This window comes from Perlucidibaca piscinae DSM 21586, from assembly GCF_000420045.1.
GTDB lineage: Bacteria > Pseudomonadota > Gammaproteobacteria > Pseudomonadales > Moraxellaceae > Perlucidibaca > Perlucidibaca piscinae.
In genome coordinates this window covers 286,535-300,375 of record NZ_ATUE01000005.1, presented here as the reverse complement: position 1 = coordinate 300,375, position 13,841 = coordinate 286,535, and the positions used below count along the sequence as shown (strand labels likewise).

Genomic DNA, 13,841 nt, shown 5'->3' with positions numbered 1-13,841 from the left:
AATCTAAATTTTCTGCCCGGACCGCCCTGTCTGCGCAGTAGACGCCCGATAATAAGAACAGGAAGTCGCCATGCCTGCCGTGCCCCGTCTGCCTCTCCTCATGCTTGCCATGTTGCCCGCTGGTGCTCATGCCGCCATGGGGCAGGTGGCATCCAACTACGGTTTCTTTGCCCAGGACGTGGCAACCTCGCAGGCGTTGTCGATGTTCAGCAACCAGCCTTCCGCCACCTACTACAACCCGTCCTATCTCGCGCGTGACCGCAAGGGCGCGTTGTCTGCCGGCTACCTGTATACCGATCAGGAGCTGACGGCCGATCCGCAGGGCACGCCGACTGACGCGAATGGAGATCCGGTCCGCATCGTCGAGAACGATGTGATCGAGGACGCGTCCAACTACAACGTGCTGCTGGGCTTCAAGTCCGATCTCAGCAACATGCTGAAAAGCGATCGCGCCATGGTGCTGGGGTTCATGCTCGGCGCCGAGCGTTCCGGTGAGCGCATCCTTTCCTTCAGCTCCGAGTCCTCGCAAACCGCGCAATCGTTCCGCTACGGCCAGCAGTCCCTGTTCCTCGGACTGGGCGCAGGCCTCAACGTGGTGCCCGGCTTCGATGTCGGTGCCGCAGCGCGCATCACCCTTGCGGCGAATGCCGAGCTCCAGGCCTTCAGTGACCTGGGTGGCAACACCGGCTTCGAAAGCCTCAAGGTATCTGCCAAGCCATCCATCCAGCCCATCCTCAGCGGCACGGTGGATTGGGGCACGGTGGTCTGTCCGGGCAAGCGCGGCTGCTGGCTGACCGGCGTCGAGACGTCGCTGGCCTGGCGCTACGAATCCGAGCTGTCCGCCAATGTCGATGCCAAGGCCGTGGTGCCGAATGCGGTCGCCACGCCGGGTCTGCCGCTCGCGCTGGCCACCATCGATGCCTACACTCCGGAAACCTGGTCGCTGGGTCTGATGTACAAGATGCACAAGCTGCGTGTCGGCTTCACCGGCGAGTACCAGATGTGGACCGGTCTCAACGACAAGTTTGCCGAGGACACCATCCGTGACCAGGCCAATCTCGAGTTCCGCGACGTGTTCATTCCGCGTGTCGGCTTCGAGTACAAGGCCTCGCCCAACTTCAGCTTTCTCGGCGGAGTCTCCTACGAGCAGTCGCCTCTGCTGTCGCTGCAGTCGACCGACATCAACTTTGTCGACAACAACCGCACCGTCATCGGTCTCGGCTTTTCCTACCTGATCGAGCAGGCGTTGTTCCTGTCGCAGCCGGTGCGTTTCGATCTCGGCTATCAGTACCACATTCTCGAAGACCGCGATTTCCGCATTGCCACCACGCGCAATGTCGGCAACGAAGAAGGTCAGCAGCAGCCGGTCGCCGGCTGTGGCGACAATGCCCGTTGCGAGGACGTGAAGGCTGGTGGTTACTCGCAAGCCGTCAATGCCTCCGTGCATCTGACTTTCTGAGGTGAGCGAGATGATGCGTGCATTTGTCCCCGTCGTTCTTGCCCTGACCCTGGCCGCCTGTGGTGGCGGTGGCGGTGGCAGCCAGCAGCGCCCCATCCTGCCTGATTTTCCGGACGGTTCCGGCGAGATAGTCGGCGAACAGCGCGGCCTGGTGTTCACCTATCCGCTTCCGGGTCAGACGGAAGTCGCGCCAGGCGCGCCCATCGTGCTGCGTTTTTCCCACCCGCTGCGTGATCCGGATCCTGTGCGCACCGCCGAACTTCTTGCCATTCGCGAGGTCGTCAACGGCCAGCTCAGCGGCGCCCCGGTGCCGTTCGCATTGACCGTGATACCGGCGAGCGAGCCGCTGCTGGCGGGCAACAGTCTGCGTCTGCAGCCGCTTCAGCCGCTCAAGGAAAAGTCCACCTACCGGGTGGTTGCCATCGACGCCATCCCGCTGACCACGGGAGACGTGTCCCTGCAGCCTGTTGGGGTGCCACCGCTGCAGTTCAGCACGCGTGCTGCCATGCAGGGACCGGCGCTGTCGCAGTCACTCAGCGCACTGAATGATTTCCGTGTCACCAGTCTGCTGCCGGCAGCGGACACCTTCCCGCTCACGGAGCTCAACGGCGGTTTCCCGCTGGTCGATTTCTCGACGCTGCGCCTGCAGTTCACCCAGCCATTGGACGCGGCAACGGTCGTCTATGGCGAATCGGTCCGTCTGCTCAAGATCGGCATGTTCAGTGACAGTCTGGTGCCGGCACAGGTGCTGGTATCTGCCAATCGCCTGTCCATCGATCCGGATGCCGATCTTGACCCGACGTCCCGCTACCGTCTCGAACTGCGTTCCATCACCCAGCAAGGGACGGTCCCTGCCGCCGTCATACGCAGCCGTCTGTCCAGCACCACGTCGCAAGGCGCGGCGCTGGCCTTCGGCCCGTACTCGTCATTCGAGTTTCAGCCACGTGACTCCGGTAACGACACGCGGGTACGCATCACGCTGCCCAGCGGCGTCAGCTCCTCGCTGACCGGAGATATTATCAATGCTATCCCGGTAGCCTCGCCACTGGTCGGAAATGCCAGCAACAGCCGGCCAGCAGTGGCGCCGGCACAGGGCGAACTGTTTGCCGACCTCGCGTTCGCGCCGAATTTCCGTGACTTCACGCCGACCATCGTGCCGATCCGGGTACCCAAGAGCAACAAGCTGACTTCGGTGGGCTTGGATGTATTCATCGGTGGCGAGGTTAACGCCAACCTGTCAACTGAACAGCTCAGTATTACCCTGATCAGCGATGCCAACGGCCTGTTGCTGCCCAACCGGTTCAATCGCTCGCCGTCCGCACCCAGCCTGGTGACGCTTGCCATGGACATCTCGCTGACGGCGAAGAACAAGACGTCCAATGGTGCCTTCACCCAGGAAGTCTTGCACGTGGTGGTCAGCGGCATTGCCTTCATCGACGAGAAGCGCGAGATACTCAAGATCGAGGCCATCGGGGTCGCCGAGCTCAAGGTGCTGGGCGTCGACGATGCGGTCGGCGTGCTGTCGCTGAAGCTGGAAACCAATCTGGATGGCCCGCAAGGTAGTCTCTTCGATGACGGTCTGGCACCGGTCGTGGACTCCTGGGTGCCGGGCGAGGTGCGCGGCGCGGCGGATCAGGAGCCAGGCTCACTGCTGCGTCCGGGTGATCCAATCATTGTCAACTTCAGCGAGCCGGTGGATCGCCGCACCCTGCGCGACGGTATTCTGACGACGCCCATCAGTCTCAGTTGCACCGGTTGCGTGAGTGCCGGTGATGTGCCGTTCGATTACGAGCTGGATGGCAACTCCCTGATCATCCGCCTGCGGGCCGGACTCGAGATGGGCGGCAGCTACACGCTGACCCTGACCGACGACATCACGGACCTGACCGGCAAGCCGCTGCGCCCGACGCCCACCACTCAGGGTGACTGGGTACGCAGCTTCTCGCTGCCGGCATCGGTCAATTCCGGCATCATCAACCGGCCACCCATCGTGCTGGCACTGACACCGGGCTATCCGTGCCCGATCGAGCCGGGCACGCGCGATATTGCGGCGAACATCCAAGGCCGTTGCGCGGGTGGCCAGGCGGCTGATGACCTGTTGCCGCTGCCTGACATCGATCCGCGTCTTCCGATTTCCGTGCAGTTTTCCCAGGACATCGATCCCGCGACGGTGACATTGGCCACCAGCTGCGGTGGCGCCGGCAGCTTCCGAGTGGAGGTGATCAATAGCGCTGGTCAGTGCTTGGCTCCTGTAGCAGGTCGTTTCGTCAATGTCGGGCTGCGTGGCCTGCAGTTCTACCCGACATCCCCATGGGTCAAGGACGTACTTTACCGTTACGTGTTGCGATCAAACGGTTCCAATACCAGTGCGGCCTGTGTCGCCGGCAGTCTGTGCAGTATCGCGCGTAACGGTATTCCCGCGCTGCCCTTGCAGACGCAGATGATCGCCACTTCCCTTAGCGCAATACCCAACCGCCAGCGTGGCGGTCCGGACATCGATGTGATCTTTCGCGGCGGAGATCCTGTTTTCGGCACAGCGCTGGGATTACGTGTGCTGCCGATCCTGGATGTCAATGCCAACTTCGCGCTGGATCGACTGGAGGGCCGCGCGATACGCATTGATGCCTCCGGCCGTCCACTGGTGCCGACTCAGTTTTGCGAGCCTGGTGAGGCGCATGAGAACCTAGTGCCTGCCGCCACTCCCGGCCGCTGCTTTGCGCCCAACGGTGCCCTGCTGCAGCCAGACACAGTTGTCGATGCCGATGTGCCGGGTGATGACGGTCGCTCTTTCACAGGCGCGGCCACTGATCTCGCTCTGGGGTGCGAAAACGGCCGCCAGTCCGAAGACACCCCGGGCTCCTCGGTCCCGGTATGCCAGGGCAATCAGTTCCTGCAGATCTCCTCGGCGCTCAGCGCAACGCTTGGCAAGGCAGAGGATCTCTTGCCGGATTCGCCAGGACTAGAGATTCCGGTATACATTAATCCCAGCTTGGTTGTTACATCGGGGGTTCAGATTTACGCCGGCCTGGGTGTCACGCCTACCGCCTCACCACTTACTGCTGCACTCTGCAGTCTGCCTTTGGCTGGCGCGCTGTGCTCCGGTGCTGAAATTGTCACTGGCCTAGTTAACGGCGTGCTGCCACTTTCTATCGCTGATCGCGTTTACAATTTGAGTGAAGGGCAGGTTTATACCGGACCACTGGTGTTTCGCATGCGCTTCGCGGATGCTGACAACGATGGTCGTCGCAACGACCCGATTCTGGGTATCATTCGCAATGTTGGTGGCAAGCTGGTTCTTACAGCCAAGTTTGATCTTTATACCGACATTCCGGAAATTGACCCGGTTGCGACTGTCCTTGGCTTGCCGCTTATTCCGATCGAGCATTTAGTGCGCAGTAACAATAATCTTTCTTCTGATACCGATCCGATGCAAGGTTCGGGAGTCTTTGAGGCTGAGGGTGTTGTGGAGTTTTTGCCAGATGGCAGACTCACTGTCAATCTTAGCAATCGAAAGCCGCTACGTCTCACCGCCAACTTGAAGGCATTGGGTGGTTTGTTGGGGGGGTCATTGCGCGTGCGTGTGCCTGCGCTGCGCTTCAGCTTGGATGCATCCCTGGCACCACTCAAGCATTGATCCGGGCGATATGAATGAAAAGGACTGCAGGCTTTGGGCGTTGTTGCACAAGCGCCAGCAGTCTGTAAGCTGCCGCGCCCATGACGAAGCCTACTTCCGCCCAATACCGCACCACCAACTGGAAAGACTATAACGCCGCCCTCAAGAGCCAGAGGCTCGCTCGCGGTCTGGCTGGACCGTGACATGCAATGGCACGGCCAGCCCACGGGACGCGTGGTCGATCTCCTACGTTCAGCGATGCCGCCATCCAGTTCTGACTGACCATCAAAGGCCTGTTCGGCTTGCCGCTGCGGCAGGTCATAGACTTCGTGCAAAGCCTGATTGATCTGGCGGGCTTGGATTGGTCTGTGCCCGGCTACAGCACGGTCTGTTGTCGCCAAAAGACGCTGACCGTGAGCATTCCCTACCTCCCAAGCTGCGGTGGCTTGCATCTGCTGGTCGACAGCGCCGGCGTGAAGATGCTGGGTGAAGGCGAGTGGAAGACGAAGAAGCATGGCGCGGAATACCACCGCCAGTGGCGCAAGGTGCATCTGGGCATTGATACCGAGACGCTGGAGATCTGGGCCATCGAGGTCACGGACAATCGCATCGGCGATGCGCCGATACTGCCTGAGTTGCTGACGTAGATCACGGCGACTGAGACCGTGCGACGGTGAGCGGGTCAGGGCCAGGGACTTAGACCGCCAGGTGACAGAGCTTCTGGTGCGCGCGGCGATCCTGAACCAGTTCACGCGCTTGGGCACGCCACGCACGATACGTGTGTCCTGAGCGGGCTGGGGGCAGGGGTAGCCGCGCTCAGCAGGGGAATTGCGCAACAGCGCCAGTTGCAGGATTCGGAAGTTAAAAAAGCGGCCATCGAGTTTATTCGGCAGGAGCGAATTCATGCTCGCGAGCATGACGAGATGAATGCCGTGTGCGTCCAAAACGGAGGGCGCTGTTGCGCAATTGCCGCTCTGAGCGCAGCTACCCCTTCCCCAGTCCGCTCAGGACACACGTATCGTGTGTGGCGTACCCAAGCGCGTGAACTGGTTCAGGATCGCCGCGCGTACCTGAAGCTCCGTCACCTGGCGGTCGAAGTCTCGGGCCATGACCCGCTCGCCCAGCAATTTGAAGCAACCCATCTTGGTTTCCACCAGGCTGCGCCGGTGGTAACCACTCCATTTCTTCCAGATCGTCCGGCCCAGATGGCGGGTTGAGCGCAAGGTTTCATTGCGCGCCTCGACGCCCGCACTGCTGCCTTTCCAGGTTTGCGCATTCTTGCGGGTCGGGATCACGGCGGCCGCGCCGCGTGCCGCAATCGCGGCATGACAGGCCTTGGTGTCATAGGCACCATCGCCGCTCACTGTTGCCACGACTTCAGTCGCCGGGATCTGCGTCAGCAGCTCAGGCAGCATCGGCGCGTCGCCGATGCGGTTGTCCGTGACCTCAATAGCCCGGATCTCCAGCGTCTCGGCATCAATGCCCAGATGCACCTTGCGCCACTGCCGGCGGTATTCCGCGCCATGCTTCTTGGTCTTCCACTCACCTTCACCCAGCATCTTCACGCCGGTGCTGTCGACCAGCAGATGCAAGCCATCGCGACTGGGGCGGTAGGGAATATTCACGGTCAGCGTCTTTTGGCGACGGCAGACCGTGCTGTAGTCGGGCACTGGCCAACTCAGACCCGCCAGATGCATTAGGCTCTGCACGAAGCCGATGACCTGCCGCAACGGCAGGCCGAACAGGCCTTTGATGGTAAGGCAGAATTGGATGGCGGCATCACTGAACGTCGGTGAGCGACCGCGACGACCGGTGGGCTGGCCGTGCCATTGCATATCACGATCCAGCCAGACCGAGAGCGAGCCTCTGGCCTTGAGAGCAGCGTTGTAGTCTTTCCAGTTGGTGGTACGGTATTGGGCGGGAGTAGGCTTCGTCATGGGCGCGCTAGCCTACAGACTGAGGGCGTTTGTGCAACAACGCCCAGTGCTATCCTCCTATAAGTCTAAAAGTGTTGGCTAAATCGGCATGCCCGACTGACCGTTAATTGGCGCATGCCGGCTAGAATTTGAAAGCATCAGCAGCCGAATCAAGGTGAGCAAGCGCATAGCATGTGGTTGGCCGCGACTCAGATTGCTTCATGCTGAAGATCAAGGCCGCGTTCCATGGTAATGCGTGATGGACAGGCGCACTACGCCATGATCAGCGCTCAGTCGCTTACAGCGTCACGCCCAGGCGCTCGGCCAGCTCGCGCTTGGCCTTGACCAGTGCCGGAGGCAGGTTGTGCGCCAGCTTCTCGAACAGTTCCTTGTGCAGCTTGAGCTCGACGGCCCAGTCATCGACGTTGATGTCAGTGACCAGATCGAACTGCTCCTGCGGGAAGTCGAGGCCGACCCAGCGGATGTCGCTGTAGCTCGGGCTGATGCCGACGGCGTGTTCGACGCCCTTGGCTTCACCCTCGATGCGATCGATCATCCACTTCAGGATGCGGGTGTTCTCGCCGAAGCCCGGCCAGACGAACTTGCCGTTGGCGTCCTTGCGGAACCAGTTGGTCTTGTAGATGCGCGGCAGCTTGGCGCCAGCGGCTTCCAGCTTTTCGCCCAGGCTCAGCCAGTGCTGGAAGTAGTCACTCATGTTGTAGCCGGCGAAGGGCAGCATGGCGAACGGGTCGCGTCGCACCACGCCCTGCGCGCCGAAGGCGGCAGCGGTGGTTTCCGAGCCCATGGTGGCGGCCATGTAGACGCCTTCGGTCCAGTTGCGTGCCTCGGTCACCAGCGGCACGGTGTTGGAGCGGCGGCCGCCGAAAATGAACGCGTCGATGATCACGCCTTCCGGGTTGTCCCACTCCGGGTCCAGTGCCGGGTTGTTGGTCGCCGACACGGTGAAGCGCGAGTTCGGGTGGGCGGCCTTGCGACCGGCCTTGCCGTCTTCCGGCGTCCAGTCCTTGCCCTGCCAGTCGATCAGGTGGGCCGGGGCGTCGCCCAGGCCTTCCCACCAGACGTCGCCGTCATCGGTGAGCGCGACGTTGGTGAAGATCACGTCCTTGTTCAGCGACAGCATGCAGTTCGGGTTGGTCTGCATGTTGGTGCCCGGGGCGACGCCGAAATAGCCGGCTTCCGGGTTGATCGCGCGCAGGTTGCCCTCGGCGTCCGGCTTGATCCAGGCGATGTCGTCGCCGATGGTGCTGACGCTCCAACCCGGCATGCCGGCGGGCGGAATCAGCATGGCGAAGTTGGTCTTGCCGCAGGCCGACGGGAAGGCGGCGGCGACGTGGTACTTCTTGCCCTGCGGGTTGGTGACGCCGAGGATGAGCATGTGCTCGGCCAGCCAGCCCTGGTCACGACCCATGGTGGAGGCGATGCGCAGCGCGAAGCACTTCTTGCCGAGCAGGGCGTTGCCGCCGTAGCCGGAGCCGTAGGACCAGATCTCGCGGGTTTCCGGGTAGTGCACGATGTACTTGACGTCGGGGTTGCAGGGCCAGGCGACATCCTTCTGGCCGGCGGCGAGCGGGGCGCCGACGGTGTGCATGCAGGGCACGAACTCGCCGTCCGTGCCGAGCACGTCATAAACGGCCTTGCCCATGCGGGTCATGTGCTTCATGTTGACGGCGACATAGGCGCTGTCGGAGAGTTCGACGCCGATGTGGGCGATGGGCGAGCCCAGCGGACCCATGGAGAACGGCACCACGTACATGGTGCGACCCTTCATGCAGCCATCGAACAGCGGCTGCAGGGTGGCGCGCATCTCGGCCGGAGCCATCCAGTTGTTGGTGGGGCCGGCATCTTCCTTGCGTTCGGAGCAGATGTAGGTGCGGTCCTCGACACGGGCCACGTCGGACGGGTCGGTCCAGGCCAGATAGGAGTTCGGGCGCTTTTCCGGATTCAGCTTGCGGAAGCTGCCGGCGGCAACCAGTTCCTCACACAGGCGGTTGTACTCCTCCTCCGATCCGTCGCACCAGTAAATGGCGTCCGGCTTGCACAGTGCCGCCATGTCGGCGACCCACTGGATCAGGCGCGGATGTTTGACATAGGCGGGGGCGTTCACAGCAGCTTGTGTCATGACTGGTCCTTGAATGATGAATACTGGGGCTGCCCCACGCACGGAGTCAGGAGTGCCGAAGCATCAGGCAGGCGTGAGGTCAAGCGATTTGGGCGCCATTATAGGGCAAATCGAGCTCATTGGCTTTGCCCTTTGGTCAGCGGCCTGGTGACAGGACGGTCAATTCACTGGGCGTTGGCTGCCGACTCGCCATCGCCATGGCAAGGCATGTAAAATATGTGCCTTTCCGGCATGCCGTCCAAAGGAGCTCCCATGGGCCTGCGTACCCCTCTCTATGACGAGCATGTTGCGCTGGGTGCGCGTCTGGTCGATTTTGGCGGCTGGGACATGCCTGTGCAGTACACCTCGGTGCTGGACGAGCACCATGCCGTGCGTCGTGCCGCCGGCCTTTTCGATGTGTCGCACATGACCCTGCTCGAGCTTGCCGGGCCGGATGCGCTGCCTTATTTGCGCCAGCTGCTGGCCAATGACGTGGCTCGCCTGCAGACACCCGGCAAGGCCATCTACTCGGTGATGCTGAACGAAGCCGGTGGCGTGCTTGATGATCTCATCGTCTATGCGCCAACGGTGCAGCAGCCCGAGCTCTGGCGCGTCATCGTCAACTGCGGCACCCATGACAAGGACCTGGCCTGGATGCAGGCGCAGGCAGCAGCCTTCCGTGTCACGCTGCATGAGCGCACCGATCTGGCCATGCTGGCCATCCAGGGCCCGCAGGCGCGGCAGCTGGTGGCGGCGCAGTATCCGGCGCTGGCTGATCTGGCGGGCAGCCTGGAGGCATTCCAGGGCTGCGAGACTGCCGATGGCTGGTTCGTGGCACGTACCGGTTACACCGGCGAGGATGGTCTGGAGATCATTCTGCCGGCCACGGAAGCGCCGTCATGCTGGCGCTTGCTGGTGGCGGCGGGCGTGCTGCCCTGCGGCCTCGGTGCTCGCGACACGCTGCGCCTGGAAGCCGGCATGCCGCTGTACGGCAATGATCTCGACGAGCAGCACTCGCCGCTGACCTCGATGGTGGGCTGGAGCGTGGCCTGGGATCATGATTTCATCGGCCGCGATGCGCTGCTGGCGGAAAAGGCGGCGGGTGTGCGCGAGCGCCTGGTCGGTCTGGTGCTGGAGGGGCGTGGCGTGCTGCGCGCCCACATGCGTGTCGTGATTGATGGCGTGGGTGAGGGGGAAACCACCTCCGGCACCTTCTCGCCAACCCTGGAGAAGTCGATTGCCCTGGCGCGCATTCCGGTCTGTGATGCGGTCCGCGCCTGGGTGGACATTCGCGGAAAGCTGCAGCCGGTCGAGATCGTCAAGCCGGTGTTTGCCCGTCACGGCAAGGCCGTGCGTTAACTGTCATCCCTGTGCAATTGCGGCCGAGTCCGCTGGAAGAAACCATGAGCCAAACCCCTGCTGAACTGAAGTATGCCGCCAGCCACGAATGGGCCCGCCTGGAGGGTGATGTCGTCACCGTCGGCATCACCGACCATGCCCAGGATGCCCTGGGTGATCTGGTCTATGTCGAGCTGCCGGATGTCGGCAAGCAGGTCAAGGCCGGTGACGAGGCGGGCGTGGTGGAGTCGGTGAAGGCCGCTTCGGACATCTACGCCCCGGTGTCCGGCGAGATCATCGAGGTCAACGAGGCTCTCGTCGACGCGCCCGAGATCGTCAACAGCGAGCCGTATTCGGGTGGCTGGCTGTACCGCATCCGCATCAGCGATGCCGCCGAGCTTGATCGCCTGCTGGATGCCGACACCTACGCGGCCCAGGCTGACTGATGCCGGTTGCCGGAGCGCCTGCGGGCGATCCGGTCGCGAGAATTGACGAGCCCTGCCCAGGCAGGGCTTCTTGCTGTTTGACGCGCTGAGCGAGTGAGGCGGACATGCCCTTTATTCCCCATACCCGCGGTGATGTTCGCCGCATGCTGGACACCCTGAACGACGGTCAGGGTGCGGAGTCGCTGGACACCCTGTTCGACGAGATTCCGCAGGCGATCCGCTGCCAGCCCCTGACCGGCATTCCGGATGGCCTGCCGGAAATGGACGTGACCCGCCTGATGCGCGAACGCAGCGAGCTGGATGCCGGCGCGCTCTGCTTCATTGGTGCCGGCGCCTACGAGCACCACATTCCGGCGGCGGTCTGGGACCTGGCCTCGCGCGGCGAGTTCCTCACGGCCTACACGCCCTACCAGGCCGAAGCCTCGCAGGGCACGCTGCAGGTCATCTACGAATTCCAGTCCATGATGGCGCATCTCACCGCCATGGATGCCAGCAACGCTTCGGTCTATGACGGTGCCTCCGGCCTCGCCGAGGCCGTGCTCATGGCCATCCGCGCCAATCGCCAGTGCAAGTCGCGTCGCGTGCTGGTGCCGCGCACGGTGTCCCCGCTCTACCGCGCGGCGCTCAAGGCCATCGTCGAGGGCCAGGACATCGAGCTGGTCGAGCTCGACTACCACCGCCAGGGCGGGCACATCGATCCGGGCAGCCTAGCTGCCTATGCCGATGACGACTATGCCGCGCTGATCATTCCGCAGCCGAACTTCTTCGGCGTGCTCGAGGACGTGCACACGCTGACCGACTGGGCGCATGCCCACCGCATGCTGGTGATTGCCTGCGTCAACCCGCTGGCGCTGACGCTGTTCACGCCGCCCGGCGAGTGGGGCGCGCACGGTGCCGACATCGTGGTCGGCGAGGCGCAGCCCTTCGGCATCCCGCTGTCCTCCGGCGGTCCGTACTGCGGCTTCCTGTGCTGCAAGATGGCGCATATCCGCCAGATGCCGGGCCGCATCATCGGCAAGACCGTCGATCTCGAAGGCAAGCCCGGCTTCGCGCTCACCCTGCAGGCGCGCGAGCAGCACATCCGCCGTGCCAAGGCGACCTCGAACATCTGCACCAACCAGGGCCTGGCCATGACGGCCTCCACCATCTACCTCAGCCTGCTCGGTGCCGAGGGTCTGGAGCGGGTGGCGCTGGCCAGCCATCGCAACATTCGCGAGCTGGCCCAGCTCACCAGTCGTCGCGGCCATGTCGATCGCGTGTTCAGCCGGCCGGTGTTCCACGAGAAGGTGTTCCGTCTGCCCTGCGCGGTCGCACCCGTGCTTGAGCACATGGCCGCCAACGGCGTGCTGGGGGGCTACGACCTGTCCCGGGACTACCCCGAGCTCGGCAATGCCCTGCTGGTGTGCACCACGGAAACCAAGAATGCGGCGGATCTGCAGCGCTATGCGGACGCCCTGGAAAATGCCCTGCGCGCGGAGCACGCCAAATGACCACGCTGATCTTCGAACGTTCCGCCGAAGGCCGCCGCGCCACCTCGCAGGCGCCACGCCAGCGCGGCGACCTGCATGACGTGCCGGACTCCCTGGTGCGCAAGCAGCGTCCGCTGCTGCCCGAGGTGTCCGAGCTGCAGGTGGTGCGTCACTACACCAACCTGTCGCGTCGCAACTTCGCCATCGACACCCAGTTCTATCCGCTGGGCTCCTGCACCATGAAGTACAACCCGCGTGGCGCCCACCGTGCCGCCATGCTGCCGGGCTTCCTGAATCGCCATCCGCTGGCGCCGGTGTCGCATTCGCAGGGCTATCTCGCCACCCTGTTCGACCTGCAGAACGTGCTTGCCGAAGTCACCGGCATGAAGGGCGTGTCGCTGACGCCGATGGCCGGTGCCCAGGGCGAATTTGCCGGTGTCGCCATGATCCGCGCCTATCACGAGTCGCGCGGCGACCATGCCCGCACCGAGATGCTGATCCCGGCCGCCGCGCACGGCACCAACCCGGCGACGGCGGTGATGTGCGGCTACCAGGTGCGTGAGATTCCCGTGCTGGCCAACGGCGACGTCGACCTGGAGGCACTGAAGGCTGCTGTCGGCCCGCAGACCGCCGGCCTGATGATGACCAACCCGTCCACCTGCGGCGTCTTCGAGCAGCAGATCAAGCAGATCGCCGAGACCGTGCACGCGGCCGGCGGCCTGCTCTATTACGATGGTGCCAACCTCAACGCCATCCTCGGCAAGGTGCGTCCGGGTGACATGGGCTTCGACGTGTTGCACATGAACCTGCACAAGACCTTCGCCACGCCGCATGGCGGTGGCGGTCCGGGCGCCGGCCCGGTCGGTGTCGGCGAGCGCCTGCTGCCTTTCCTGCCCACGCCGATTGCCGGCAAGGCTGCCGATGGCAGCTACCGCTGGCTGGACGTCGACGACATCCCGCAGAGCATCGGCCACCTGTCGGCCTTCATGGGCAATGCCGGCGTGCTGCTGCGAGCCGCCTATTACGCCTATGCGCTGGGGCGCGAGGGTCTGCACCGGGTCGGCGAGTTCTCCACGCTGAATGCCAACTACCTGATGCAGCGCCTGGTCAAGGAGGGCTTCCAGCTCGCCTATCCGGAGCGTCGTGCCTCGCACGAGTTCATCATCACCTTTGCCAGGGAAGCCAGGGAGCTGGGCGTCAGTGCCATGGACATCGCCAAGCGCCTGCTCGATTACGGCTACCATGCTCCGACCACCTACTTCCCCCTGCTGGTGCCGGAGTGCTTCCTGATCGAGCCCACCGAGACCGAGTCGCCGGACGAGCTGGACGGCTTCGCGGATGCGCTGGTGAAGATCCTCGAGGAGGCGCGCACTGAGCCGGAGCTGGTCAAGGGCGCCCCGCACACCCTGCCGGTGCGCCGTCTTGATGACGTGCGCGCGGCCCGGGAACTCAATCTGGTGTGGCGACAGGACGCCGAGTAA

At 63.4% G+C, this 13,841-nt stretch carries 8 protein-coding genes and 1 pseudogene; 7 read left to right on the top strand and 2 right to left on the bottom strand.

The window, feature by feature from the left end; all coding sequences use genetic code 11:
* Positions 1 to 70 precede the first annotated feature (70 nt).
* The 3 genes and pseudogenes from F595_RS0101470 to F595_RS14350 all read left to right on the top strand — a co-directional run bounded on the left by F595_RS0101470 (position 71) and on the right by F595_RS14350 (position 5,861).
* Entirely contained in the window at positions 71 to 1,459 is a 1,389-nt protein-coding gene (locus F595_RS0101470) for an OmpP1/FadL family transporter (protein ID WP_022955094.1), read from the top strand.
* A 10-nt stretch (positions 1,460 to 1,469) separates the two neighbouring features.
* The gene (locus F595_RS0101465) at positions 1,470 to 5,093 is read left to right on the top strand and encodes an Ig-like domain-containing protein (RefSeq protein WP_156873759.1); all 3,624 of its coding nucleotides are present in this window, start codon (positions 1,470 to 1,472) and stop codon (positions 5,091 to 5,093) included.
* Positions 5,094 to 5,173: 80 nt separating this feature from the next.
* Positions 5,174 to 5,861 (top strand): annotated as a pseudogene (locus tag F595_RS14350) (IS5 family transposase).
* A gap of 215 nt (positions 5,862 to 6,076) precedes the next feature.
* Here the strand turns inward: F595_RS14350 and F595_RS0101455 are convergent.
* On the bottom strand, positions 6,077 to 7,009 hold the full coding sequence (locus F595_RS0101455) for an IS5-like element ISPa35 family transposase (protein WP_022955092.1): 933 nt from the start codon (positions 7,007 to 7,009) through the stop codon (positions 6,077 to 6,079).
* 277 nt (positions 7,010 to 7,286) lie between these two features.
* Positions 7,287 to 9,128, bottom strand: a complete 1,842-nt coding sequence (locus F595_RS0101450; RefSeq protein ID WP_026913103.1) for a phosphoenolpyruvate carboxykinase (GTP) — start codon at positions 9,126 to 9,128, stop codon at positions 7,287 to 7,289.
* Positions 9,129 to 9,380: 252 nt separating this feature from the next.
* Between F595_RS0101450 and gcvT the strand changes: the two genes are divergently transcribed.
* The 4 genes from gcvT to gcvPB all read left to right on the top strand — a co-directional run bounded on the left by gcvT (position 9,381) and on the right by gcvPB (position 13,841).
* The gene (gene gcvT, locus F595_RS0101445; protein WP_022955090.1) at positions 9,381 to 10,466 is read left to right on the top strand and encodes a glycine cleavage system aminomethyltransferase GcvT; all 1,086 of its coding nucleotides are present in this window, start codon (positions 9,381 to 9,383) and stop codon (positions 10,464 to 10,466) included.
* Positions 10,467 to 10,510: 44 nt separating this feature from the next.
* A complete protein-coding gene (gcvH, locus tag F595_RS0101440; RefSeq protein WP_022955089.1) occupies positions 10,511 to 10,891 on the top strand; it encodes a glycine cleavage system protein GcvH in 381 nt (126 codons plus the stop codon).
* A 104-nt stretch (positions 10,892 to 10,995) separates the two neighbouring features.
* Entirely contained in the window at positions 10,996 to 12,381 is a 1,386-nt protein-coding gene (gene gcvPA, locus F595_RS0101435) for an aminomethyl-transferring glycine dehydrogenase subunit GcvPA (protein ID WP_022955088.1), read from the top strand.
* The gene (gcvPB, locus tag F595_RS0101430; RefSeq protein ID WP_022955087.1) at positions 12,378 to 13,841 is read left to right on the top strand and encodes an aminomethyl-transferring glycine dehydrogenase subunit GcvPB; all 1,464 of its coding nucleotides are present in this window, start codon (positions 12,378 to 12,380) and stop codon (positions 13,839 to 13,841) included. Before gcvPA ends, gcvPB begins: the two co-directional genes overlap by 4 nt.

What these genes read in the sequence shown, in the direction of transcription:
- F595_RS0101470 (WP_022955094.1), top strand. Translation starts at nt 71, where the DNA reads ATGCCTGCCGTGCCCCGTCTGCCTCTCCTCATGCTTGCCATGTTGCCC.
- F595_RS0101465 (WP_156873759.1), top strand. Translation starts at nt 1,470, where the DNA reads ATGATGCGTGCATTTGTCCCCGTCGTTCTTGCCCTGACCCTGGCCGCC.
- F595_RS0101455 (WP_022955092.1), bottom strand. Translation starts at nt 7,009, where the DNA reads ATGACGAAGCCTACTCCCGCCCAATACCGTACCACCAACTGGAAAGAC.
- F595_RS0101450 (WP_026913103.1), bottom strand. Translation starts at nt 9,128, where the DNA reads ATGACACAAGCTGCTGTGAACGCCCCCGCCTATGTCAAACATCCGCGC.
- gcvT (WP_022955090.1), top strand. Translation starts at nt 9,381, where the DNA reads ATGGGCCTGCGTACCCCTCTCTATGACGAGCATGTTGCGCTGGGTGCG.
- gcvH (WP_022955089.1), top strand. Translation starts at nt 10,511, where the DNA reads ATGAGCCAAACCCCTGCTGAACTGAAGTATGCCGCCAGCCACGAATGG.
- gcvPA (WP_022955088.1), top strand. Translation starts at nt 10,996, where the DNA reads ATGCCCTTTATTCCCCATACCCGCGGTGATGTTCGCCGCATGCTGGAC.
- gcvPB (WP_022955087.1), top strand. Translation starts at nt 12,378, where the DNA reads ATGACCACGCTGATCTTCGAACGTTCCGCCGAAGGCCGCCGCGCCACC.